Genomic DNA, 24907 nt, shown 5'->3' on the forward strand with positions numbered 1-24907 from the left:
CAGATTGCTTGTTTATGATGCATGAACCAAAGACTACTTCACCAATACATCAGCCGTTACATTCATACCCGGACGCAATTGTTGCAGCATAGCATCATCCGCTGTTGTGAATTCTATTTTCACCGGTACCCTTTGTACTGTTTTCACAAAGTTACCCGAAGCATTATCCGGCGGCAGCAAAGCAAAACGACTGCCAGTGGCCGGACTAAACGACGTCACTTTCGCCAGGAAGTGGTGACCGGGAAATGCATCCACGGCTACACTTACCTCCTGACCCAGTTTCATTTTTTCCAGTTGCGTTTCTTTGAAGTTGGCCACCACCCACACATCACTATTTACCACAACATTCATCAAAGTTTGTCCGGGCTGCACCATTTGTCCTGGCTGCAGGCTTACACGGCTTACCACGCCATCAACAGGTGCTGTAATGATGGTGTAAGAAAGGTTGAGTGCTGCTGCATCCAGCTCGGCTTTGCGCTGCAAAATGTTGGCGTTGGCCACTGCCACCTGCTTGCCGGTGGTATTGCTTTGCGAACTCACCACATTGGTTTGTGCCCCTGCTGCTTTGCGTTGCTCCTGCAAAATTTGCAATTGCTTTTCTGCAGATAATTTTTCTGCTTCAGCCTGTTCAAATTGCTGCTGGGTAATAGAATGATCTTTTACCAGATTGGCATAGCGGTTATAATCCTGTGTGGCTCTCCACACCCGCACTTTCGCCGCTTCAATTTGTGCGTCAGCTACGGCTTCGTTTCTGCTGGCGGTTGTAATGCCGGTACGTGATGCTTCAGTAGCTGCACTGGCAACCGTAAGATTGCTTTCAGCAATGGACAATGCAGCCTGTGCCTGTGCAAGTTTCACCTGCAAATCGCGGTCGTCTAAAACGAGAAGTGTATCACCTTTTTTTACCCGCTGGTTATCCTTCACTCTTACCTCGGCAATAAAGCCGCCGACTCTTGGAATGATAGGACTAATGTTGCCTTCAATTTGTGCATCTTCCGTTTCTTCATGCTTTTGTGCATGCTGGTATTTGATGTAACCGTAGGTGCCTCCAACCAGCAGCAAGGCGATGAATCCAACTAAAAATTTGGTATTGGTTTTCTGTTTGGGCGTTGTATTGTTTTCCATGAATATTGGTCAATTTGTTGTGGTAGAATTATTTTCCGAAACCGGGTTGTAAAGAACCGGCAGCTTTCAGCAAATTGGCATAGGCCAATGTTGCATCTGCTTTGGCATTTACCTTGTTGAGGCGGGCCCGCAGCAAGCTCAAATCTGCATCCAGCAAATCGGTCAGCGTGGCCAAACCATTGTTGTATTTATTGTTGGTAATGCGGTAGTTTTCAGTAGCCTGTTCAATGGCTTTATCGTACACTTCTGTTTTCTTTTGCATCAGCAATACAGCCTCGTAGGATTTATTTACTTCCAACCGAATTTTATCCTGCATCAAAGAAGTAGCCGCTTGCAACTCTTGTTGATTTGCCTGCAGTTCATTCAGCCTGGCTTTCGTTTTCCAAAGGCTACTGATATTGTACTTTACACCTACACCCACATTGAGTGCATGACTGATGGTAGCAATGTTTTGCAAGTGTGCCGAAAAGTAACCACCCGTGGCGGCTACCGATGGCAGCTGGCTGCCTTTTACCGCTTGCATACCGGCTTTAATGGATTGCTGTCGCTGGCCATAAGCAGCCAGTTCATTGCGGTGCAGCATGGCCGAATCTTCCCATGCAGACAAGATGCCTGCAGTAGGTGTTTGTTCAAAAGCAGCCGCTTCTACCAGCAGTTCAGTTTGCTCTGGCAGACCCAACATCAGGCACATATTTACGCTGGCATCTTTCAGGTTATTTTGTGCTTCGAGCAATGCCAGCTCCACATTCGATGCTTGCAAACTGGCTCGCATTAAATCGTTGCGGGCCAGCAAACCGTTTTTTTCCAGGTTGGTAAAATCCTTCACCCGCTTGCTGCTCATCTTTAAGGCTTTCTTCAATGAGTTTTACCGTTTGTGCCGCCTTGTACAAATTGATGTACGCCGCAATACTGTTTTGAATAACAGCCTGCTGATTGACTGTAGCATCGAGCCTTGCTGCTTCCACCAAATACTCGGCTGAAGCAATACCATAGCGAATTTGGCCGTCGGCATAAATGGGCACCGATGCATTGAGCATGCCAATGAGTGCTGTATTTACTTTCAACGATGCATTGGTTGAGGGTGGCGGCTGACCATTTCCTGTTGCAATTTTCGGATCTAAGCCGGGTTGGTTCAGCAGTAAAAAACTGGTGCTGGCACTAAGCTCCGGCAATTTCTTTTCTTCGGCCTGCTGCACTCTGGCAATGGCAGCATCAATTTTGGCCTTGTCCATTAGCAACAGTTGGTTGTGTTGCAGAGTCATTTGAATGGCTTCGGATAAAGTGAGTTGCTTGCTGTTTTGCTGTGCTATCGACAACACAGGCAGCAGCATCAACAATACCCAAAGGATGTTGTGATTGCTTGTCTTGGGATTCATTTATGATAGGATTGCTTTAAACAAAAGAAAATGTGCTGTTTCAACCGGCGTTTCATTTCGGCCATGAAAGCTTCATCAGTCATGTGCTGCAGGTTGTGCATTTTGCGGTACGATTCTCTCGAATGCAGGGTTTGATAAGCTGTACCCACCATGGTAAACAACAACAAGGGAATGTCCACGTCCTGTTTGAAATCGCCATTGGCCTGCCCTTCCCGAATGATTTTGCCGATGATGTTCGTATTGCGTTCCCGCACCGAGTCCATGAGTGAGGCAATCGGGCTCATTTCATTGGACAATTGCTGGCGCAAAATGAGGCTGTGGAAATAGGATTTGTTCGACATGCCTTCCACAAAAGAGTGAATCAACTCCTCCACTTTTTGCCATGGCTGCAGTATGTTGTTGTCGGCCATTTCCTCCGCAGCTATCCAGGCATGGGTAATGCGGTGGTGGAAAATGGCTTCCATCAACTTTTCCTTGCTACCAAAATAATACGACACCATGGCAATGTTGATGCCTGCCTCCCGGGAAATATCACGGATAGACGTGCCGGCAAAACCATGCAGAGCAAAGAGTTTCTCCGCCGTTTCAATGATGTGTACCTGCTTATCGTTGTGCTCCATACGATTGAATTACGATGCAATATTAAACACTTGTTTAAATTCAAACAAACGTTTAATTAAAAGATAACCCACAAAAAAGCCGGACTTAACCGGCTCTTAACATTCAATAAAAAATTATAAGGAATTATTCTGCCCAGCTCATCACATAGCCATCGTTTTCCAATGCCAACGCAGCCTCCGTGAGTTGCAATGGATGGAAAGTATCCACCATCACCGCCAGTTCCTGGGTGTCTTTTTTACCGATCGATTTTTCGACTGCGCCAGGGTGCGGCCCGTGTGGAATGCCTGCCGGATGCAGGGTAATCATGCCCCGTGTCACGTTTTTGCGGCTCATGAAATCGCCGTCCACATAGTACAGCACTTCATCGCTATCAATGTTGCTATGGTTGTATGGCGCCGGGATGGCTTGTGGATGGTAATCGTACAAACGGGGCACGAAGGAGCAAATCACAAAGTTGTGGGCATCAAAAGTTTGGTGCACTGGTGGCGGCTGATGCACCCTTCCGGTAATGGGTTCAAAATCGTGAATACTCAGTGCAAAAGGATAGCAACATCCATCCCATCCTACTACATCAAAAGGATGATGGCCATAATGAATGCCGTACATCATCCCCTTCTTTTTGGTGTGAATCAAAAAGTCGCCGCTGGCATCAATGGGTTGTACCAGTTGTGGGGTACGAATATCCCGTTCGCAATACGGGCTGTGCTCCAGCAACTGGCCGTATTTACTCAGGTATCGCTTAGGCGGTACCACCGGACTGAAAGATTCTACAATAAACAAGCGGTTATCGGGTGTATCAAAATGAATTTGATAAATACAACCCCGTGGTATCACCAGATAATCGCCGTAGGCAAATGACAATTGGCCATATTGTGTATGTAAGATACCCGTGCCTTCATGTATGAAAATGATTTCATCGGCATCGGCGTTTTTAAAGAAGGAATCCGTCATGCTTTGCATGGGTGCAGCCAGACTGATGTGGCAATCGTTGTTCACCAGTACCGGAACTCTGCTTTGCAAATAATCCTGTACGGGCTTCAGGTTAAAGCCTTCGAAACAACGATGCTTCAGCATGCGTTCTTCCGCCACTTTTGGCCGTACATCTACTGGCGTATCATTGCCAATGATGACTGTAGGCGGATGAATATGATACAACAACGAATAGTCGTTGGAAAAACCTTCGGTGCTAAACAGCTGTTCGCTGTACAACCCGCCATCGGGCTTGCGAAACTGCGTATGCCGTTTGTGCGGCACCTGTCCTTGAGAATAATAATGAGGCATGCAACAATGGATTTAAATGAATAGACAACTGTTCAACAAGATTGTTGAATGAAAGGAAAATGCAATCATGCATGTACAAAAAAATCAGCGTTGCCTGTTTTCGCACAGCGCCACCATCAGGAAATGATACTTCCAGCGGCGCTTATCAATGTGATAGGTAAAATTGCGGTGATACGGCATGGCTTCCGGCAATCGTTTCATCAAATGTACAATGCTGCTACATTCGCTGCATGCAAAAGCTACACACAGTAGGTTTGGTGGTATTGCAGCACAACCAATTGCTGCTGGCCTACAGCAACAGCAAGCAGGCCTGGTACCTGCCCGGCGGCAAAGTAGATGCAGGCGAAACAGCCGTGCAGGCTTTGCAAAGAGAAATAGCGGAAGAATTGCAAGTGAACCTGCCGGATGATGCGTTGCATTTTTACATGCACATTACAGCAAAAGCTTATGGCGAAAACGATTTGCAAATGGAGCAAGATTGTTACCTGTGTTCCACTCCCGCCAACTGGCAGCCCTCCGCCGAAGTAGGGGCCATTCGGTATTTCACATTGGCTTCGTATAGCCAAGAACCAGCGCAAGTGCCGGGTGTGCTGGTGTTGTTTCATCAATTACATCAAGACAAACTGTTGACTCCATGACCCGCATCGGTTTACTTTCTGATACACATGGCTGGCTCGATGAGCAGGTGCTGACACATTTTGCCCAATGCGATGAAATTTGGCATGCCGGCGATTTTGGTGAGCCAGACATCATTCCAACTTTGCAGCAATACAAACCCGTGAAAGGTGTGTACGGCAATGTGGATCCTGCGTTTATCCGCTATCAATTTCCTGAAAGAATTTGCTTTACAGTAGAACAGGTAACCGTTTGCATGCAGCACATTGGCGGCTACCCCGGCAGGTATGCACCGGGTGTAAAAAACTGGTTGCAACAAAGCGGCGCCCAACTCTTCATCAGCGGGCATTCGCACATTTTAAAAGTGCAATACGATCCATCCATCGATTGCCTGCACATTAACCCCGGAGCTGCCGGAAGGCATGGCTGGCATCAGGTTCGCACCATTGTTCGCTTTGCGATTAACGGACAAAAAATTGAACAACTGGAAGTAATAGAACTGGGCAAACGCGGTCGTTGATGAATAGGTAAATGCTGTATCTTACCCATTCTATCAATCCATTACTGCTATGCAATCATTTGACCGCCGCAACTGGCTCAAAAAAAGCGGACTGTTGCTTTCTGGTTTTACCATTGGCAATGGTCTGTTGGCAAGACAATACAATTTCAACGATGATATTTGGGAAGCAGCACCAGACGGTCAAATAATCCGCATTGGTCAAAATGAAAATCCGTACGGCCCCGGCCCCATGGCCCGCAAAGCCATGATGGATGCAGTCATCAACAGTAATCGCTATCCATCGGAACTTGCCACGCAATTGCGGGAACGCATTGCCAAAGCATACAACCTTACCAAAGACCATGTACTGTTGGGTGCTGGCAGCAGCGAATTGCTGGGCAATACGGCAGCACTGGCGGCAGAGAAAAAAGGCAGCAATGCAGTGAGTGGCGATCCAACTTTTCGGTTGTGGTTCGGCGCTGCTGAGTTGTTTGGGTTGAGCATTAAAAAAGTACCTCTGACGCAGGATAAAGTGCACGACCTCGATGCCATGTTGAAAGCCATGGATGCACAAACCAGTATGGTATATGTGGTGAATCCACACAACCCAACTGGTACCATTGTGGCCGATAGCGAGATGCAATCCTTCGCAGAAAAAGTAACGGCAAAATGCCTGTTGCTACTCGATGAAGCATATACGGAATATGCAGGCACCACCAGCTTGGCGCCGATGGTGGCCAACAATAAAAATCTGGTGGTAGCTAAAACATTCAGCAAAATACATGGTATGGCCGGAGCCCGTGTGGGTTTTGTGCTGGCACATCCTGATACCATTAAAAAACTGGCTGCGTATCAGCCTTGGGCCAATGCCGGACCAAGTGCGGTAAGCCTTGCTGGTGCATTAGCCGCCATGGACGACCTTGCATTTATGCAACAAACCCGCCAGAAAAATGAAGCGGTGCGCAACTACGTTACCAAAGAAATGAACCAACTGGGCTTGAAAGTGATTCCCTCTTACACCAGCTTTATTTATTACGACAGTGCTGCTTTCAAAGGCGACTTGGCACAGGTGATGACACAAGCCAATATCATGGGTGTACGTACGTATGAAAATGGCAGCAGCTGGCGTCGCACTTCCATTGGCACCATGGAAGAAATGCAGCAATTCATCAAAGTGTTGAAAGCAAATATGTAAGCCTTACTGCGGCGTCCATTGATACACGGCTGCAGCTGTATTATCTTGCGGATGCAATAAATGAATATTGGCTTGTTGCTGCTGCAGCATGCTTTGCACCTGTGCAAATGCTGCTGCATTTCTACGCTGCACAGTTAGTGAAGGGTGTACAAAATCATCGGTCAAATAAATTTTACCGCCATGCTGATGCACTTGCTTAGCAGCCAGCATGGCTTGCTGAAATTGTTGCTCACCTGTAAAAACTTTTGCTGCACCATAGTACAACAAATAGCGAACTGCACTGGCACTGCCCAAAGAAATAACCATGTCATTTGCCGTGGCATTTTTTATCAGCCAAGCCGATTGAAAACGGGTGTAATCTTCATCTTCTTTTTGAATAAAAAGATAGCCACCAACAATATTGTGCAGGCACAAAACAAACACCAACACATACAAGAGTCGTTTGCTGGCATGCAAAACAATCAATGGAAAGAAATAGATACCCAACACAGCAAATAAAGCAGGTTGAATCATGAGCCACGGTTCGGGAGAGCCGGGATCCACAATGAGCAATGCGGCGCTGTAAACGACCAACCACAATACAAACGGATTTTTCCAAAAGCCCTGAAAGAAAATGCTGCTGCGAATTTTCCATAGCGCAAACAATGCCAGCATAATGAACAATACAGCTGTACAAACAGCAAGTATGGCCAACGATGTATGATGTTGTGCAGCAAATACTTCTTCTACCAATAGTTTTCCAGGAAACCATTGTTCTATTAAGCTCACCACCGCCGGGAATGCGTAGATATAATTCAAACTCACCACATTGGATGCAACGACTGGCACTGCATTCAACGGGTGCCCTCCCGCCATTTGGATGCCACTATTACAATACGTCCAAAAAGTTGTATCAACTTCACTTGCGTAAAAAGCCATTGCATAACCAGATACTACCAGCAAAACAACCATTGCAGCCCATGAGCAAATTTTCAAAACGGAAGTTCGCAGCACGATCATATACAGCGGAATAGCAATGCATGTAACAACCCCCGCAGGCTTATACCACATCACAGTTACCCCACACAACAAGGCTGTTAATGCAAGGTACTTTCCTTGCTGCGCATTGGTAATACTTGCACAGGCAGCATAAACCGATAATAAACAAAGCAACAAGGCTATGCCATATACTTCCGCTTCAACTGCATAGCGCCAATAGCCGTAACTCAATAACAAAAAAGCGGCACTGCAAAATGCTACAATATGACTTGTATTGAAATGTTGGCGTAGTAACCGATACAACAATAAAACACTGGCAATAGATGCCACGCTACTGCACACACACATCAATTGGTAAGCATCTGCTTGAGGATTTATCCATTGTACAATATTCAATAAGGCTTTAAAAAAAGGTAAGAATATCAGGTATCGGGGCAGCCACAATTGTGCATAATCATAGGTCCGAATGGCGTAGGCATAAAAATAGCCATCATCATTTTCACTTCTATTGCCAGGGAAACTCAAGATTAGCAATAAGAAAAGCAACAAAAACATGCCTGCGTATCGCAACGATGATGATGACTGAAAACCGGGCTTCATGATTGGGTGTGATGTTTTGTTGTAGGGGCTTATTTCTGTAAAATACAACCAAAAAACAAAGCGGCTTAAAAAACTATTCGTTTTTTAAGCCGCTTTGAAAAATTGGAGTATGATTTACCTGAAAGTTTTCATCAATTGTCGTTGAACAATTACGCCATTTGCTTCGAGCACCAACCAGTAGTTTCCAGCAGGCAAAGCAATTGTATTCAGATTATACTGCAACGTGGTTTGCCATTTTTCCAATACCTGCATTTGTACCTGCAGCCCACGGGCATCTAACAATTTCAGCGTCACTTTTCCTCTGTAAGGGTTTGTCCAACTGAGGAGTGTAGTATTGCCATGCATAGGGTTTGGATATACCGTTAACCCTTTAGCACCAACGCTTGTCGATGTAGAGGTAGTCACTTCCACATCTCTAACCACAGGTAGTGTGTTTTGCACAGGCGTGGCTTGTGTGGCTGTAGAAGGACTTACTTCCGTTATCGTCAATCCATTAATGTAGTTGTAGGTATTTACCCTGGCAATGGCAATGGCAATTGACCCATTGGTTGCGGATAAATTGGTAAAGGAAACTGCATTGGTTTTGTTGTTATCCGTCACTACGGTTTGTGCTACTCCATTAATAGTAAACCTGGTGCTATTACCTGTATTGCTTCGGCTGGCATACAATTCGATATTGTAAGTTTTAACGGCACTCAAACCATTCAAGGTGAGCGTTCTGTTGCTAGTAGCATAACTGGTATACCTCAGCACTGCCGGAGGACACATAGTACCACCAAAACTTGCACCGTTGTCAGAAACTGCTTCACTGTAAGAGAGTGTGGCAGATACCGTGCTCACAGCACCATCTGCGTAATTGAAAGCTGCAGAAGAACGGTTCGTAATTTTGGAACCACCAACATTCCAGTTGTTCCAGCCTTCTGTGGTTTGAGGGTTCGTTCCACCAAACAGGTTTATTTTAATCTGCCTTGTTGTGGTAGTGGGCTGTGCATTTACTGTAATCCAAATTGAATCGGTTCCGGTTGCGCCACGGTCATCAACGGCTGTTAACCGGAACAAATAACTTCCTTCAACGAGGTTGTTCACGGCTGTGCTATTAGTGCTTGCAGAAACAATCGTTGCAGCAGTTGGTCCTGCTTGTTGTGTCCACAAAATACTTTGTAAATTACTTTCAGCGTCAACAACTGAACCATTCAATACAACACTATTGGTGGGCAAAGTAATGCTGGTATTATTTCCGGCATCTACCACTGGAGCTTGTATTGGGCCTTGGATTTACCTGCACAGCTACAATATCTGTAGCTGTAGCTGCAGAGTCATCCGTTACAGTCAACTCAAACAAATAACTACCTTCTATCAATCCGGAAACTATTGGAGAAGCAAGCGTATTGTTATTGAAAAAAGCAGTAGCAGGTCCCGCTACCTGACGCCATGCATAATTAGTAATTACACCATCGGTGTCGTTTCCAACACCATGCAATGTCAGGCTGTTGGCAGGTAATACAAGTGTTGTATCATTTCCGGCATTGGCGGTGGGAGGTTCGTTTGGTCCTCGTTTCACCAGCACCAATACACTATCTCTGCTCACTCCGCCTACATTATCTGTTGCCATCAATTCAAACTGATAACTGCCAATATGCAATCCTGAAACTGTTGTTTGCAATGTGTTGGCTGATACTATAACAGCATTTGATGGCCCAGCTAACTGTCGCCATTGCACAGCAGTTATGGAACCGTCATTATCGATGGCAGTACCCGATAGCAACACAGTATTTTCAGGTATGGTAATGGATTGATCCTGACCAGCATTTACAACAGGTAACAAGTTTGCAACAGTACAAGCATCATCCAGAATTCGTTTACCTACTACTCTGGTATACAACAAGTGATGGCCCATGTCATTTACATGCACCCCATCAACATTGTAAGCGTCTACAATGGTTCCGTCATCATTTGCAAGAGTTGTCCAAAAGTCAATGGCTTTGTTTCCAAACCGCTGATAAGTCCAGTCTCGCATCAGCATCAGGTTATTGCGTTGAGTAGTATTTAACGCTGTTCGGGGTTGTGTAGTGGTTACCCAAACTGTAATGCCGGCTGCATCCGTCAATGCAAGTGTTCTTTCGTAATTCGCTTGTTGTTCTGCCAAAGTGTAGTTCAATGCCACATCATTGCTAGGTAAATTGATAATGATGATGTCGGGATTGTATGTCAATGCCTTGGTGATATTGCGCAATGTATCCGGTACGGGTCTTCCTTCGGGCGGTACAAACCCATGAGGGTTGAGTAAATGATAGGTAGTACGACTTGAGGTAGCAATATTGATCACCTCATTTGCAGGATTAAAACTGCGAACGTATTTTCTGAATTTGCTCACCCAGTTACTATCGGGCACACTGGCACCGGTACCCATTGCCGTGCTAGAGCCCATCACCACAAAGCGAAGCTGTTTACCGCAATTCAAGGAGTCAATAATAGATGGCGGTGCAAATGGATTGTCACCAATCAACACATACACAGAATCCTTACCGATAAGTCCATCATTATCCGTTACGGTGAGTTCAAATCCGTACCTGCCGGTTTGTGGATTTTCTACCGTGGCAATGGCCTGATTCGCATTGACCAGGAAACTACCAGCAGGACCATCAAATTGCTCCCAATGATAACTCACAATACTACCATCAATATCTGCGGAAGCAGTTCCGTTCAATGTAAATACATCCAAGGGTAAGCGCAGGGTTGTATCCACGCCGGCATTGGCCACTGGGGCCAACGGATCCGGCGGAAATACATTCACCACAACAGTATCTAAAGCTGCAGCACCGCTGTTGTCAGTTACCATCAACTGCATTTCGTAAGTGCCTGCTTCAAGATTACTGATTACAGGATTCACGATGTTTGGATTGCTGATAGTTAATGATGCTGGTCCTGAAATTTTAGACCATGCAAAAGCCACAATAGAACCATCCTGATCGTATGATGCCGACGCATTTAAGTTCACAACATTATTGGGTAATGCAATATTGACATCTGCACCAGCATTCGCCACAGGCGCAACATTGCCTGTTACAGCTGTTGTTTCTGTGAGCATAAATCCATTGAGGTAACTGTAGGTATTTACCCTGGCCACAGTTACAACAATACTACCGGTGGAAGTTGTAAGATTATTGAAAACAACTTTGTTGGTTTTGTTATTATCCGTCACCACGGTTTGGCTAACTCCGTTGATGGTAAAGCGGGTACTGTTGCCTGTATTGTTTCTACTGGCGTAGAATTCAAGTGAATAGGTTTTGCCAGCCACCAAACCATTAATGGTAAGAGTACGTGAAATGGTAGCATAGCTGGTATAACGGAGCACTGCTGGTGGACACATAGTACCACCAAAACTTGCACCATTATCCGACACGGCTTCACTATAAGAAAGGTTGGCAGTAACTGTGCTGACGGTACCGTCTGCGTAATTCAAGGCTCCGGAAAGTCGGTTGCTCACTTTTGATCCGCCAACATTCCAGTTGTTCCAACCTTCTGTGGTTTGTGGGTTTGAACCGCCAAACAAATTCACTTTTATCTGCTTGGTGATAACCGGCGGTGGCGCATTTACCATTACCCGAATCGTATCCAATGCCACAGCGGCACTGTCGTCTGTTACCTTCAATTCAAAGCGATAACTACCCTGCATCAAATTGCTGATGCCGGTTTGAACATTTCCTGCGTTGGCAATGCTGGCTTGCTGCAGGACCTTCTATTTGGCGCCATTGGTACTGCACAATGCTACCATCTGCATCCGTTGAGCCACTTCCATTGAGCGTAGTAGTATTGGTGGGCAATGTCAACACCTGATCAGCACCGGCATTGGCTACCGGAGCAAGGTTTGGATTCAGGTTTACAACGGTAATCAATACCCGGTCTTTGCTTACGCCACCCTCATTATCAGTTACAGTAAGTTCCATTTCATAAATGCCTTTGCGTAGCAAACTCAATTGAGGCGTAGCTGTAGTAGCACCGCTTATGGCAAATGAAGTGGGCCCTGCAATTTTCGCCCATTGATAAGACACAACCACCCCATCATTATCACTTGAATTGGTACCGTTTAATGTGTAAGTACTGGCCGGATATTCAATGCTGTCATCTGCTCCTGCATTGGCTTGCGGCAGCTGATTAGGATTGGGATTCGTCACCACTATCCTTACTGTGTCTCTATCAAACAAACCAGCCGCATCGGTTACCGTAAGCATGAAATTGTAAGTGCCGGCAACAAAACCATTTACGCTTGTACTTACTGCATTGGGTGTTGTAATGGTTTGACTACCCGGACCATTCAACTTTTGCCAATTGTAAGTCAGCGTACTGCCTTCCGGGTCGGTAGATCCGCTGGCATTGAGCGAAACTGAGGTAACAGGCAAGCTGATAGCCTGATCGGCACCAGCGTTGGCATCGGGCGGGTAATTGCGCCGGTAACGCAACATCCATTCATATATATTGTAGCCACCTACCCTATAGTTGGGATTGCTGGCATACAAACCACTGTTCACATGCGTTACGCCATCAAAGCGGGTAAGAATAGCAGGGATGGATGGATTGTAACTATTGATTTTGTTGACCAAACTTACAGACCACGACACCGGCGATGACTGATCGGCATTACTATGCAATCCCCAAAATGGCAAGGCTGTATTGGCGATGTTATTGGCACCAGCATCGGTGTATGGATTGATGTAAGGCGCAATCGTAACCATACCGGCTATGCGGTTGGCATTGGTACTACTGTTGGTAGCGTACTTAATAATTTGATCGCCGCCCATGCTGTAGCCCATCAGGTATATGCGGCCGGCATCAATTTTATAGGGCTGTGCCAATAAATAATTGATAAGGCTATTGATATCACTCACAGAAGCATAGTCTTTCCACTGAGGACTGATAACGATGAATGAACTGGTTTGGCCATTCACTGTAAAGCTGGAAGGAAACTGATTGTTGTTGATGTAATACGCAGCATTTTCCCGCAGCACTTCATTCAGTTCAGTGGTGCCATTGCCATAACTGCCTGCTCCATGAAAACTAATCAGCAAGGGAAACTTTTGCGTACTGGCTGCATAACCTGTGGGCAGGTATTCGTAAAAGCCGCCACAATTGGCATTCACATTTACATTTCGGGGAAGGTGTGTTTGTGCTGCCACATATTGCATATTCATGCAGAGTAGCATGAACAACAACACAATACGGCAACTAAAAAACAGGGTGTTTTTTTGCTTCATCTAGGGATAGGCTTAAGGATTGCTTGATGCTTGTTGGCCCTGCTGTATCAACGCTCAAATACATGCTTTGCAAGGCTTTTCGAGCTCTAAAATAGCCGAAAAAAATGAAAGCAAAGCTCAAAAAAGAGTGTTTCGACAACGAAATGTGGATACAACGCACACACATTACTGCTGGTTATAACATGAGTAGCTGAGCAGTATAGAAACAAAAGAAAAGCCCCGCCAAGTGGCAGGGCTTTTCATATTGAAATTCGATCAATGAATTAAGCGATTTCAACTTCTGCACCAGCTTCTTTCAGCTTAGCAGCGATGTCTTCGGCAGTAGCCTTGTCAACACCTTCTTTTACAGCTTTAGGAGCACCGTCAACCAGGTCCTTCGCTTCTTTCAGACCCAAGCCAGTCAGGTCTTTTACTACTTTCACAACGTTCAACTTGCTAGCGCCAGCGCTTTTCAGGATAACGTCGAAAGAAGTCTTTTCTTCTGCAGCAGCAGCAGCGCCACCACCGTCAGCAGCAACAACAACTGCAGCAGCAGCTGGCTCGATACCGTATTCGTCTTTCAAAATTTGGGCCAGTTCGTTAACCTCTTTTACAGTCAGGTTAACCAGTTGTTCTGCAAATGCTTTCAAATCTGCCATGGTTTCTAATTTTTTCCGCCTTCATTCCGTAATGGTCCGGCGGAGGTTTTAAAAAAATTGTTGTACCCTCTTATAGCCGGGGGCATGGCTTATTGCGTTTCCTATGTGGAAAAACAGTCTGGGAGAATTACTCAGCAGCTGGTGCTTCGGGAGCAGCTTCAGCAGCAGGAGCCTCAGGTGCAACTTCAGGAGCAGCAGCTTCAACAGCAGCAGGAGCTTCTTCGGCAGCAGCAGCGCCGTTGGCTTCGTCTTTGTTGAGCAATGCGCTGAGTACACGCTTGGCCGGGCTTTGCAACAGACCGATTACTTCACCAATCAATTCATTCTTCGTCTTGATCTTGGTGAGGGCAGCCAGTTGGTTGTCGCCTACATAAATATCACCGTTGATGAAAGCAGCTTTCAATACGGGCTTTTCGCCTTTAGAAGCTGAGCGGAAAGAGCTGATGATAACGGCTGGCTCCTTAGGGTTCTCAGAGAACATCAGGGCAGTTACGTTGTTCAGCGCTTCGTACACACCGGCATACTTTTCAGCATCCAGTGATTCGAGGGCTTTCTTAATCAGGGTGTTTTTTGCCACCTTCATTTCTACCTGCTTGTCGAAGCATACGCGACGCAGCTGGCTAACCTGGGCAACAGTCAGGCTTTCTGTATTGGTTACGTAGAAGTTGTTGTACTGAGAGAACTTGTCTTTCAGCACCTCAATTACGTCGTTCTTTTGTTCTTTAGTCATTTCAATTCGTTTTGAGTGTTACTGTATCAACACTCCTCTTTGGCCTTCCGCCTTAGCGGAGAAGGTTCGGAGGGGCCTTAGTGAATGAACGTTTTAGTATCAACAGAAATGCCGGGGCTCATAGAGCTGGCCAGGCTAATGCCTTTCAGGTAGGTTCCTTTGGCAGTAGAAGGCTTCAACTTGATGAGGGCGTTAATCAGTTCGTTGGTGTTTTCTGCAATCTTTTCAGGAGAGAAAGACACACGACCGATAGAGGCGTGAATGATACCTGCTTTGTCCACCTTGAAGGCGATTTTACCACCTTTCGGATCGTTTACAGCACCAGCTACATCGTTGGTTACAGTACCGGTCTTGGGGTTTGGCATCAGGTTACGTGGACCGAGAATTTTACCCAGCTTACCAATTTTAGGCATTACTGCAGGCGTAGCCACGATAACGTCGATATCAGTCCAGCCACCTTCAATTTTCTGAATGAATTCGTCCAAACCTACGTGGTCAGCACCAGCGCCTTTGGCTTCAGCTTCCTTATCGGGAGTGCAAAGCACCAGTACACGCTTGGTTTTACCAGTACCATGAGGCAGGCTTACAGTACCACGGATAGCCTGATCGGCTTTCTTAGGATCTACACCCAAACGAACGTGCAGGTCAACAGAGCTGTCGAACTTGGTGCAGTTGATTTCTTTTACGAGTGAAGCAGCTTCGCTCAGGCTGTAAATCTTGTTTTTATCAACCTTGGCTTCAGCCACTTTTCTTTTCTTAGTCAATTTCATGATTCAATCTTTTGAGGTTGATAAAAATTAATTTTCCCAAGGAGCTTTACCTTCCACATTCAAACCCATGCTGCGGGCAGTACCGGCTACCATTTTCATGGCGCTTTCGATAGTGAAGCAGTTCAGGTCAGGCATTTTGTCTTTGGCAATCGCCTCAACTTGTTCCCAGGTTACTTTACCCACTTTGGCACGGTTGCTTTCCTTAGATCCTTTCTGAATCTTGGCAGCTTCCATCAGCTGAATTGCAGCGGGTGCAGTTTTAATTACAAAATCAAAAGATTTGTCGTTGTAAACAGTAATCAACACAGGCAGAACCTTACCCATTTTATCTTGGGTACGGGCGTTGAATTGCTTACAAAATTCCATGATGTTCAGACCCTTTGAACCAAGGGCCGGGCCGATTGGCGGCGCAGGGTTGGCTTGTCCTCCTTTACACTGGAGCTTCACATAGCCGGTGATTTCTTTAGCCATTCTAAAAACGTTTTTGGTGATAGCGTATCAGCGTTATTGCCGATACTCCCAAATTCAAGATCCGCCGAAGCTTGGACTACAGACGGATGACAAAGAACTTTTTGGGGCCGCAAAAGTAGGCATCTAAAGCGTTATGAACAACTAATTCACCAAAAAATCTTTCTGCATACTGCCTGTTGCGAAATTAGTGACGTGCCATACTATAGCTGTTATATTGTTCAGATTAAACCGAAAAACTGATTGAACTGATATTGGTCATGGCTCGAATTAAGCGGGGTCAGTAACTTTATGACAGCAAGAAATACCAATCATTTCAACCCTTTGTTATGAACAAGATTATCGCCCCGGTCGATTTTTCCGACGTATCAATAAACGCTGTTCAATATGCAGCACAACTTGCAGCAGCCCTTAATAAGACTTTGATAATCACTCATGTAGTGCAATTGCCTGTAGTATATGGCGATGTGCCAATGCCCGTGGGTGAATACGAATCACTAGTAGCCGAAGCCAAAGAAAAAATGGACGATTTGGTAAAGGCCTTGGAACAAACCACACAAGGCCAGGCCATTATTCACACCGATGTAAAAGTGGGCAGCCCGGTGTATGAACTGGTGCACAGTTGCAAACCCGACCAAGTGTACTGTATTGTAATGGGCACCCATGGCGCCGGCAGTGTTGAACGCTTCTTTTTGGGTTCCACCACGCAAAGTGTCATTACCGAATCCAAATGTCCGGTGCTGGTTATTCCCCAAAACTTTGCCTTCCGCAAGGTCTTCAAAGTTGGCTTTGCCAGCGATTTTAAGCAGGTGGTGAAATCAACACCGGCAAAAAAAATACTGGAAGTAATCCGCCAATGGAATGCCGATTTGGAAATACTGCATGTAGACCCCGACTACGCCGAGTTTGAGCCATCGGTAATGGAAGAAGGCCTGTTGCTGGAAACCATGTTTGAAGAAATCAAACCCAAGTTTCAGTTTTTGCACAGTGGCTATATCGAAGAAAGCATTCTTAACTATGCGGCGGACAATGAACTGGATATGCTGATTGTGACGCCCAAAAGCCATTCTTTTCTGGAGTCGTTATTCATGCACCAGCATACCGGCGACTTTGTACGGCAGGCTACTGTGCCGGTACTAATTTTGAAAAATGATTGATGCTTGTTTTTATGTTTGAATAAAACCTGGCCTTTGGGTCAGGTTTTATTTTTTGAGGGCCGACGCCCATGCTATTTGCAGCCAACCAACAATAAAAGCAATACCACCAACTGGTGTAATAGCCCCTAACCAGCTTAGGTTCATACGGGTGATGTGGCTCAAAGTCATGATGTATAATGAACCCGAAAACAACCCAATGCCAAGGTAAAAGGCAATGATAGCATTGTCGATTCGCTTATTGGGTTTCATGCGGTTGTAAATGCCCGCCACAATCAGTGCAAGGGCATGATACATATGGTATTGCACACCCGTTTGAAAAGTGGCTATCTGAGATGGCTCTAAACGTTGCTTGAGTACATGCGCACCAAAAGCACCAAATGCCACCGCTAAGGCAGCCAATACCGATCCCCAAAAAACAGTCTTCGTTATCATTTCGTCGCAGTTTCTTTTTGTTGAAATATAGTTGAAATGCTGGCTGCTAATGCTGGCAGGTCGAGTACTAAATCCGTTACCTCCAAATCGGCCTGCGCATACCAGCTTTGCCGTTTGGCAATCAGGGTTTCTACAATGTGCAGTGCTTCCTCTTTTGAAGCAGCGTTGGCGATCAAGGGACGTTTGTGTTTTACCCGCCAGATACGCTCCGCAATTTCAGTAGCCGGCGGATTCAACCATAGCACTACCCCATGCAGCTTCATCCATTCCATATTGTCGAAAAAACAAGGCGTACCGCCACCACATGAGAGCAACACATTGTTTTGCTGACCAATGAGCCGCAATTGCCGGGCTTCCAATTCCCGAAAATAATCCTCACCATATTGCTCAAAGATGGCCGGTATAGATTGCCCGGCAGCAGCAACTATTTCATCATCCAAATCCACAAACCTGAGCGACATGGTTTCTGCCAGCAGCTTGCCCCACACCGTTTTACCGGCACCCATCATTCCAATAAAAAAGACAATCCGGTTCATGCATTTTAGTTGCGGGGTTATACAAATAAGAAGCCCACAGCCACGCAAACATACGTACTGTGGGCATTGCTATTGGTACTGTCAATTATGGCTTAATAAATCCGTCCTTTTTCATTTGGTCTACTACAACAGTTGCAAAACCTTGCAGTACTTTATTCAACTGGCCGGGGTTTGTGGTTCGGGTTACTCCACTCCACAACAACTTTTCAGCCAACAAATCATAAGCATTGGTTTCAACGTAGTAAATTTTGTCTTCGATGTAATAGCCGGGCTCAACATATGCACCATAGCCAAACCTGTAATAACCTCTGAAGCCACCATAAAACGGATAGCTTACTCTGCCGGGCACATAGGTGGTTTCCTTTTCCTTATCAATCAAACGGGTAACAATGGCGCCGTCGAAGCCGTCTTTCTTCAAGGCATCGGCAATGGCATCGGCATCACCGGCCTTGCTGCTAATGCTGCTGTAATTGTAAGAAGCCACAGCACTTGGCCCCAGTTCTTTTGCCAGCATTTCCTCGGCCACTCTACGGGATGTTTCGCTTTGTGCAAAAACCACCACGAGTACTTTTTTGAAGTTATTGAACCGGGTGGTTTGTACAGGATCGAGCCAGCTTTTTTCTATTTGGGTAGCAGGGCCGCAAGAGGCAAAGGCACACAGCAGCAGTGTGGCAGTCAGCAGTTTTTTCATGGTAAAAATTGAATGAGCATGGTTAGTTTGAATTAAGATACCTGTATCGTTCGGTAATGTTATTGAATCATCAACAGCACAACTACATATGCCTAAGTTATGAACTGATGTTCAATACACTTTGATTTCTAAAAAAATTAATCAACTACCTTCGTCGCCTTTCCGAATGGCCCCAAAACAGTCGGCAAAACGCATCTAATTGATTTGACCCCATGAATAATATCCGTAAAATTCCATTGGAGCAATTGGGCTACCAGTTTATCGAACCTGCCTATTTGCCCGAAGGACAGGATGAATATTACCTGCGCAATTTGCAAAACCGCAGCGGCATTAATTATCGCCAGCTTACCGCCTACGAAATAGAAGTACTGGTACGCAACCGCAATACCTGCGACAACTGGAACAACTTTTTGGTGAGTGATGCTTTCAACCCCGAACTGGTAAAAAACTGTAAGTTCTACGGGCTGGTGCGCATTGGCAAACTGGAACCTTATTTTCTGGAATACAGCCAGCTCAAAATTGCTGTAGGCCTATACAACAGCACCATCATCAGCTGCGATTTTGGCGACAATGTGGTGGTAGATAACGTGAACTACCTGAGCCACTACATTGTAGGCAGCGAGGTGATTATTGTAAACGTAAACGAACTGATGACCACGCCACATGCCAAGTTTGGCAACGGGGTGCTCAAAGATGGCGAAAGGGAATCTGTACGCATTTGGGTAGAGCTCTGCAATGAAAATGCCGGCCGGAAAGTGCTACCGTTTAATGGCATGCAAGCGGGCGATGCGTGGATGTGGAGCAAGTACCGCGATGACCAACCGCTGTTGCAAAAGTTTCAGGAGTTTACAGAAAAACGCTTCGATACCAAACGGGGCTACTACGGCAAAATTGGCGACCGCACCGTTATTAAAAACTGCGCCATCATCAAAGATGTGTGGATTGGCAGCGACGCTTACCTCAAAGGCGCCAACAAGCTCAAAAACCTCACCATCAATTCGCAGGAAAATGCCGCCTCACAAGTAGGCGAAGGCTGCGAACTGGTGAATGGCATTATCGGTTTTGGCTGCCGTATTTTTTATGGTGTAAAAGCCGTTCGCTTTGTACTCTCCAATCATTCGCAACTCAAGTATGGTGCCCGATTGATCGAACTCTTTTTTGGGCCCCAACTCTACCATCAGCTGCTGCGAAGTGCTAAACTCCCTCATTTTTCCGGCACATGAGCAGCACCACAACAACAGCTTTTTGTGTGCTGCCCTCATTATGGGCCAAAGCAATATGGCTGCCGGTGCTACCATCGGCAGCAACCACAACAGCCGTAGCCCGGATGGCGAATTGCAGGCCGGTCGTGGTTTTTGGCCGGGCCTTGCAGTAAGCCTCAAACACAACAGCCGCTTTGCCAGCTTCACCATGATTGCGAAAGGCGATTACCTGCATGAGCTCGACATTCCCCTGCCCTTTTCGCTGGTGAGCCAAAACACGGCTACCGATAGCTTGCAGATTATGCCAGCGTATTGGTTCATGCACAACATGTATGCACTGGCCCGCAACGCCTGGAAATATGTAGACCGCGACAAACGCATCGATAAAACGCAACACCTCGAGTTCGATTACCTGGCGCCAGATACCATCAATGAGATGTTTACGGCCATGGCATTGCTGGAAAAATGGACAGGTGCAGCCTGGTATGCCCAAAAAGGCACCACTGCCGATGACAAACAACAGCAACGAAAAGGTGCCCAACTGCTTCGTAATAATGACAGCATCCTTGCTTCTTTAAGCATTGAAGCTACCGGCCTCGAAAACAGCAAACGAAAAGTAGTGGTGCTAAAAGCTGTGCAAGCGTGGCAGCAATACCGCCAAATGATCCGATTGTATGGCATTGGCCAAATGATTGCCGCGGTGGAGGAAGCAGGTACGTTTAGAAAAGCCGCCAACCAATGGAAGGGCAAACTCAAGCGTAACCATTTTACCAACGTGGGTGGCCAGTTAATTCCGGATGCAGATTTGCAGCAGCTCATAGCCCGTATTCACAAAGGCAGCACCAATAGCTGGAACGATGTACATGCCTTTTATGCTGAACAATCTGCTGCCTATCCTACACAAAAACTGCAGCATGCACTGGCCAGCTTCGAAGCTATTTCGGGCCAAAAAGTGGCTGATTTAAAAGAGGCCGACTTTAAAGTATTGGTGGCAGAATATCTGTCCATTAAAACCGACCTCTGCAAACGCATAGAAGCCAGCCGTGCCAAAGATTACAGCAATGCCTTCCGCAAAATGATGTACAACAACCAGGCAGAAATGGATGAAGTGATTGGCAAGCTGGAAGACAATGGCTTCATTTTACAAGAAAAGAAACAGCTGGCTGCCGAAAAACGCCGGCTACGCACATGGCTAGCCTAAGATACCCACGTATATTGGGGGCGAAGTACGGGAGGCCTATTTTTGCACTCGTCACATAAATAAAGCGGTATGCTAAAGGTTGGTGTTTTTGGAGTAGGACATTTGGGCAAATTTCATTTGAACAACTGGAAGGAAATTGAAGGTGTAGAACTGGTGGGCTTTTTTGACCCCAACGACGAAATGGCCGCAACAGTGGAAAGCCAGTATGGTTTGAAACGCTACAGCAATGCCGAAACACTGATGGATGCAGTGGATGCTGTTGACATTGTGGCACCTACCAATTTCCACTACGACTTGTGCACCAAAGCCCTGCGCCGCCAAAAACACATTTTTGTAGAAAAGCCATTGGCAGCCACTATAGATGAAGCCAGAGAAATTGTAAAACTGGTAAAAGAAGCCAAGGTAAAATTGCAGGTGGGCCATGTGGAGCGTTTCAACCCCGCCTACCAGGCAGCCAAACAATATACCACCCAACCCATGTTTATTGAAGTGCACCGCTTGGCGCAGTTCAACCCACGGGGTACAGAAGTGAGTGTGATTCTAGACCTCATGATTCACGACCTCGACATTGTGTTGAGTTTGGTGAAGAGTCCGGTAAAAAACATTTACGCCAGTGGTGTGGCTGTTATGACAGACACTCCGGATATTGCCAACGTACGCATTGAGTTCAACAACGGCTGCGTGGCCAATCTTACCAGCAGCCGCATCAGCATGAAGAAAATGCGGAAGATTCGTTTGTTTCAAAAAGATGCGTACATCGGCATCGACTTTTTGGCCCGCAAAGCAGAAATCATCAAGATCAAACAAGACAGCGACGAGAACGCTTTTTCTTTCGATTTGGAAACACCCAAGGGAAAGAAAACCATTGCCATTGCCAATCCTCTGATTGAAGAAAACAATCCTATCAAACAAGAGCTGGAAGCCTTTCGGGATGCCATTGTACAAAACACCGCTACGCCGGTTTCGGAAGTAGACGGCTTTCTGGCTATGGAAGTGGCGCAGCAAATTCTCGACAGCATTTCTAACACCACCGTTTTCGAAGGCTAGTTCAGCATGCTGGCGCATAAATCCATATCAGTTGCGTGGTATGTGTTGTCCGACTGGTTGTGCTCATTGCTGGCCTGGGTAGCATTTTACATCATACGTCGCTTCTACCTATTTCACCGGCTGGATGTGGAAGGCTTGGCCAATGAATCAACTTTCTGGTTGGGCATGGCATTTATACCTGTTGGCTGGCTGCTGTTGTTTGGCGCTACAGGTAGCTATCAAAAAACATTGTACGAACGTTCGAGGCTCAATGAGCTCACCAATACTGCTATGCTGAGCATTGTAGGTGTACTCATGATTTTTTTCGGATTCCTGATTGATGATATCCGTAATCCTTTTGATCTCTCCTATTACTACAAAGGTTTTGCTGGCTTGCTGCTGTTGCAGTTTGTGTTTGTATTTGCAGGTAGAGCACTACTGCTCACCAAAGTGAAACAAGAGATTCGCAGTGGTAAAGCCGGATTTCATGTATTGCTGGTTGGCACAGATGAACAAGTACGCAAACACCACAGCTACTTGCAACCATTGGAAAAAACCATTGGCTGGAAACTCCGTGGTTATTTACTGCCCGAAGGCCACAAACCATTGAGTAATTTTTCGCCGGCATTGTTGGGCCATATTGATGAGCTGGAACAAATCATCGATCAATATCAGATAGAAAAAATCATTCTGGCTTTTGGCAAAATAGATTCCTCACTCACCAAGTCGTTGCTCGACAAACTGGCGGGCAAAGATGTAGAAGTGTACATCATTCCGCAGGTGATTGACATTCTGACTGGTATGGCCAAAACCAGCAACCTGTCCTCTGGTCCGTTTGTGAGCATTCACACCGGTTTGATAGCCGACTGGCAGCAAAACATCAAACGCATTCTTGATGTAACCATTGCGCTGCTGGCCAGCATAGGCCTGAGTCCGTTATTGCTTTTTGTAGCGCTGCGGGTGAAACTTTCTTCTCCCGGCCCTGTCATTTACAAGCAGGAAAGAATGGGCTACAAAGGCAAACCGTTTTTCATTTACAAATTCCGCTCTATGTACGCCGATGCGGAGGCCAACGGCCCAGCACTGTCTTACGATTTCGATCCCCGCATTACCCGCTGGGGCCGCATCATGCGCAAGTGGCGCCTCGATGAACTGCCTCAGCTCTGGAACATTTTGAAAGGTGAAATGAGCCTCGTTGGACCAAGACCGGAACGCCGTTTTTATGCAGAACAAATTACTGCCCGTGAGCCGGCCTACAAATACATTACCCGTGTAAAACCTGGCCTTACCAGCTGGGGTATGGTGCAGTTTGGCTACGCTACTTCTGTAGATGACATGGTGGAACGAATGAAGTATGATCTCATTTACCTGGAAAACATATCACTGCTGCTCGATTTTAAAATCATGATCCATACTTTCCGGATTATACTTACGGGAAAAGGAAAGTAACGCTACTGAATTTACGCTATCGCTTCAAGTTATAATGACCAACTGATGAAAGTACAATTTACCACTTCGAACCTGCCTTTTAAATATCCGTTTACCATTTCGAAAGGCACCAAAACACATCAGCCGGCATTGATTGTACAACTGGAGCATGTAGGCTACCGGGGCATTGGCGAAGCGCCAGCCATTGCATACTACAACATACCTGTAGAAAAGATGATAGCGGACCTTACGGCGAAAAAAATGTTTGTCGAAAAATTCGCCTTCACCGAGCCCGACCGCTACTGGCATTACCTGCATCACCTGTTTCCGCAAAATGGTTTTTTGGTATGTGCACTGGATATTGCCGCATGGGATATGTATGGCAAAATGAAACGCCAGCCACTGTATAAATTCTGGACGAAGGAAGTGACAAAAATGCCACTCACAGATTATACCATTGGCATTGACAGTATTGAAAAAATGGTGGAGAAAATGCAGGAGAAGCCATGGCCTGTGTACAAAATAAAACTCGGCACAGATAACGACATCGCTATTATGGAAGCGCTGTGCAAACACACTGATGCCAAGTTTCGCATTGATGCCAACGCAGGCTGGACCGTGGAGGAAGCCTTGGAAAAAATTAATGTATTTAAAGACATGGATGTGGAGTTTATAGAACAACCGCTGGCCAAAGATGACTGGGAAGGCATGAAGCGTTTGTACAATGAAAGTCCGCTCCCACTGTTTGCCGACGAAGCTTGTGTATTTGAAAAAGATGTGGCCCAATGCGAAGGCCATTTTCATGGCATCAATATCAAGCTCACCAAATGCACAGGTATAACGCCAGCCCTCCGCATGATTGCTGATGCCCGCAACCGCAACATGCAGGTGATGGTGGGCAGCATGAATGAATGCAGCATTGGCTCGGCCGCCATTGTACACCTGATGCCGCTGGTAGACTATGTAGATGTAGATGGCCCGCTGCTGCTGGCAGAAGATTTGGCCACTGGTTTGGAGTACAATTTTGGTGAAGTAGCCCTGCCGCAAAATCCGGGATTAGGCATAACTTCCCATTTGTTCCAATAA

General features: G+C 46.1%; 25 protein-coding genes. 9 read left to right on the plus strand and 16 right to left on the minus strand.

All coding sequences use genetic code 11. The features are described 5' to 3' along the window. Window positions 1–33: 33 nt before the first annotated feature. The 5 genes from GLV81_RS09930 to GLV81_RS09950 form a co-directional block, all read right to left on the minus strand. Entirely contained in the window at window positions 34–1125 is a 1092-nt protein-coding gene (locus GLV81_RS09930; RefSeq protein WP_157478724.1) for an HlyD family secretion protein, read from the minus strand. A gap of 28 nt (window positions 1126–1153) precedes the next feature. Continuing rightward, a complete protein-coding gene (locus GLV81_RS09935; protein ID WP_343030634.1) occupies window positions 1154–1897 on the minus strand; it encodes a TolC family protein in 744 nt (247 codons plus the stop codon). Beyond that, the gene (locus GLV81_RS20290; RefSeq protein ID WP_157478726.1) at window positions 1839–2501 is read right to left on the minus strand and encodes a TolC family protein; all 663 of its coding nucleotides are present in this window, start codon (window positions 2499–2501) and stop codon (window positions 1839–1841) included. Before GLV81_RS20290 ends, GLV81_RS09935 begins: the two co-directional genes overlap by 59 nt. Further along, the gene (locus tag GLV81_RS09945) at window positions 2498–3121 is read right to left on the minus strand and encodes a TetR/AcrR family transcriptional regulator (RefSeq protein WP_157478727.1); all 624 of its coding nucleotides are present in this window, start codon (window positions 3119–3121) and stop codon (window positions 2498–2500) included. Before GLV81_RS09945 ends, GLV81_RS20290 begins: the two co-directional genes overlap by 4 nt. Before the next feature lie 124 nt (window positions 3122–3245). After that, window positions 3246–4403, minus strand: a complete 1158-nt coding sequence (locus tag GLV81_RS09950; protein ID WP_157478728.1) for a homogentisate 1,2-dioxygenase — start codon at window positions 4401–4403, stop codon at window positions 3246–3248. A 230-nt stretch (window positions 4404–4633) separates the two neighbouring features. Here GLV81_RS09950 and GLV81_RS09955 point away from each other — a divergent pair, with 230 nt between their 5' ends. From GLV81_RS09955 to GLV81_RS09965, 3 genes are read left to right on the plus strand one after another with little or no spacing between them, the layout of a single operon-like run. Beyond that, window positions 4634–5041: an NUDIX hydrolase gene (locus GLV81_RS09955; protein WP_157478729.1), complete on the plus strand. Its 408-nt coding sequence runs from the start codon at window positions 4634–4636 to the stop codon at window positions 5039–5041. After that, window positions 5038–5538 (plus strand): metallophosphoesterase family protein, encoded by a 501-nt coding sequence (locus tag GLV81_RS09960; protein ID WP_157478730.1) that lies wholly within the window; start codon window positions 5038–5040, stop codon window positions 5536–5538. The genes GLV81_RS09955 and GLV81_RS09960 overlap by 4 nt, the downstream gene beginning before the upstream one ends. Before the next feature lie 49 nt (window positions 5539–5587). Then, on the plus strand, window positions 5588–6712 hold the full coding sequence (locus GLV81_RS09965) for a pyridoxal phosphate-dependent aminotransferase (RefSeq protein WP_157478731.1): 1125 nt from the start codon (window positions 5588–5590) through the stop codon (window positions 6710–6712). A 3-nt stretch (window positions 6713–6715) separates the two neighbouring features. Here GLV81_RS09965 and GLV81_RS09970 read toward each other — a convergent pair whose 3' ends face one another. The 8 genes from GLV81_RS09970 to rplK all read right to left on the minus strand — a co-directional run bounded on the left by GLV81_RS09970 (window position 6716) and on the right by rplK (window position 16151). After that, window positions 6716–8290 (minus strand): glycosyltransferase family 39 protein, encoded by a 1575-nt coding sequence (locus tag GLV81_RS09970; protein ID WP_157478732.1) that lies wholly within the window; start codon window positions 8288–8290, stop codon window positions 6716–6718. Window positions 8291–8404: 114 nt separating this feature from the next. After that, complete coding sequence (locus GLV81_RS09975; protein WP_157478733.1) at window positions 8405–9541, minus strand: T9SS type A sorting domain-containing protein; 1137 nt, start codon at window positions 9539–9541, stop codon at window positions 8405–8407. Then, window positions 9522–11966: a PKD domain-containing protein gene (locus GLV81_RS09980; RefSeq protein WP_246186377.1), complete on the minus strand. Its 2445-nt coding sequence runs from the start codon at window positions 11964–11966 to the stop codon at window positions 9522–9524. Before GLV81_RS09980 ends, GLV81_RS09975 begins: the two co-directional genes overlap by 20 nt. Then, complete coding sequence (locus GLV81_RS09985) at window positions 11956–13479, minus strand: carboxylesterase family protein (RefSeq protein ID WP_197428214.1); 1524 nt, start codon at window positions 13477–13479, stop codon at window positions 11956–11958. Before GLV81_RS09985 ends, GLV81_RS09980 begins: the two co-directional genes overlap by 11 nt. Before the next feature lie 326 nt (window positions 13480–13805). Then, complete coding sequence (gene rplL / locus GLV81_RS09990; protein ID WP_157478736.1) at window positions 13806–14180, minus strand: 50S ribosomal protein L7/L12; 375 nt, start codon at window positions 14178–14180, stop codon at window positions 13806–13808. Between the two features lie 127 nt (window positions 14181–14307). Further along, entirely contained in the window at window positions 14308–14910 is a 603-nt protein-coding gene (gene rplJ, locus GLV81_RS09995) for a 50S ribosomal protein L10 (RefSeq protein ID WP_157478737.1), read from the minus strand. A gap of 77 nt (window positions 14911–14987) precedes the next feature. Continuing rightward, complete coding sequence (gene rplA / locus GLV81_RS10000; RefSeq protein WP_197428215.1) at window positions 14988–15680, minus strand: 50S ribosomal protein L1; 693 nt, start codon at window positions 15678–15680, stop codon at window positions 14988–14990. Window positions 15681–15707: 27 nt separating this feature from the next. Then, window positions 15708–16151, minus strand: coding sequence for a 50S ribosomal protein L11 (gene rplK / locus GLV81_RS10005; protein WP_157478739.1), 444 nt, complete (start codon window positions 16149–16151; stop codon window positions 15708–15710). 326 nt (window positions 16152–16477) lie between these two features. Here rplK and GLV81_RS10010 point away from each other — a divergent pair, with 326 nt between their 5' ends. After that, the gene (locus tag GLV81_RS10010; RefSeq protein ID WP_157478740.1) at window positions 16478–17305 is read left to right on the plus strand and encodes a universal stress protein; all 828 of its coding nucleotides are present in this window, start codon (window positions 16478–16480) and stop codon (window positions 17303–17305) included. Window positions 17306–17350: 45 nt separating this feature from the next. Here the strand turns inward: GLV81_RS10010 and GLV81_RS10015 are convergent, their stop codons facing one another. The 3 genes from GLV81_RS10015 to GLV81_RS10025 form a co-directional block, all read right to left on the minus strand. After that, window positions 17351–17737 (minus strand): DUF423 domain-containing protein, encoded by a 387-nt coding sequence (locus tag GLV81_RS10015; protein ID WP_157478741.1) that lies wholly within the window; start codon window positions 17735–17737, stop codon window positions 17351–17353. Continuing rightward, window positions 17734–18273 carry a shikimate kinase gene (locus GLV81_RS10020; protein WP_157478742.1) on the minus strand — a complete coding sequence of 180 codons (540 nt, stop codon included), beginning with the start codon at window positions 18271–18273 and terminating at the stop codon, window positions 17734–17736. Before GLV81_RS10020 ends, GLV81_RS10015 begins: the two co-directional genes overlap by 4 nt. 85 nt (window positions 18274–18358) lie before the next feature. Further along, window positions 18359–18964 (minus strand): hypothetical protein, encoded by a 606-nt coding sequence (locus GLV81_RS10025; RefSeq protein ID WP_157478743.1) that lies wholly within the window; start codon window positions 18962–18964, stop codon window positions 18359–18361. Between the two features lie 212 nt (window positions 18965–19176). On the opposite strand from GLV81_RS10025, the gene GLV81_RS21250 reads away from it, so the two are divergent. The 5 genes from GLV81_RS21250 to GLV81_RS10045 all read left to right on the plus strand — a co-directional run bounded on the left by GLV81_RS21250 (window position 19177) and on the right by GLV81_RS10045 (window position 24907). Next, on the plus strand, window positions 19177–20187 hold the full coding sequence (locus GLV81_RS21250) for a DUF4954 family protein (RefSeq protein WP_281350668.1): 1011 nt from the start codon (window positions 19177–19179) through the stop codon (window positions 20185–20187). Then, entirely contained in the window at window positions 20156–21367 is a 1212-nt protein-coding gene (locus GLV81_RS21255; RefSeq protein ID WP_281350669.1) for a DUF6819 domain-containing protein, read from the plus strand. Before GLV81_RS21250 ends, GLV81_RS21255 begins: the two co-directional genes overlap by 32 nt. Window positions 21368–21436: 69 nt before the next feature. Continuing rightward, window positions 21437–22414: a Gfo/Idh/MocA family oxidoreductase gene (locus GLV81_RS10035; protein WP_157478744.1), complete on the plus strand. Its 978-nt coding sequence runs from the start codon at window positions 21437–21439 to the stop codon at window positions 22412–22414. Window positions 22415–22420: 6 nt separating this feature from the next. Beyond that, the gene (locus GLV81_RS10040; RefSeq protein WP_157478745.1) at window positions 22421–23842 is read left to right on the plus strand and encodes a sugar transferase; all 1422 of its coding nucleotides are present in this window, start codon (window positions 22421–22423) and stop codon (window positions 23840–23842) included. 45 nt (window positions 23843–23887) lie between these two features. Beyond that, a complete protein-coding gene (locus GLV81_RS10045; protein WP_157478746.1) occupies window positions 23888–24907 on the plus strand; it encodes a dipeptide epimerase in 1020 nt (339 codons plus the stop codon).

Source organism: Phnomibacter ginsenosidimutans (genome assembly GCF_009740285.1).
Taxonomy (GTDB): domain Bacteria; phylum Bacteroidota; class Bacteroidia; order Chitinophagales; family Chitinophagaceae; genus Phnomibacter; species Phnomibacter ginsenosidimutans.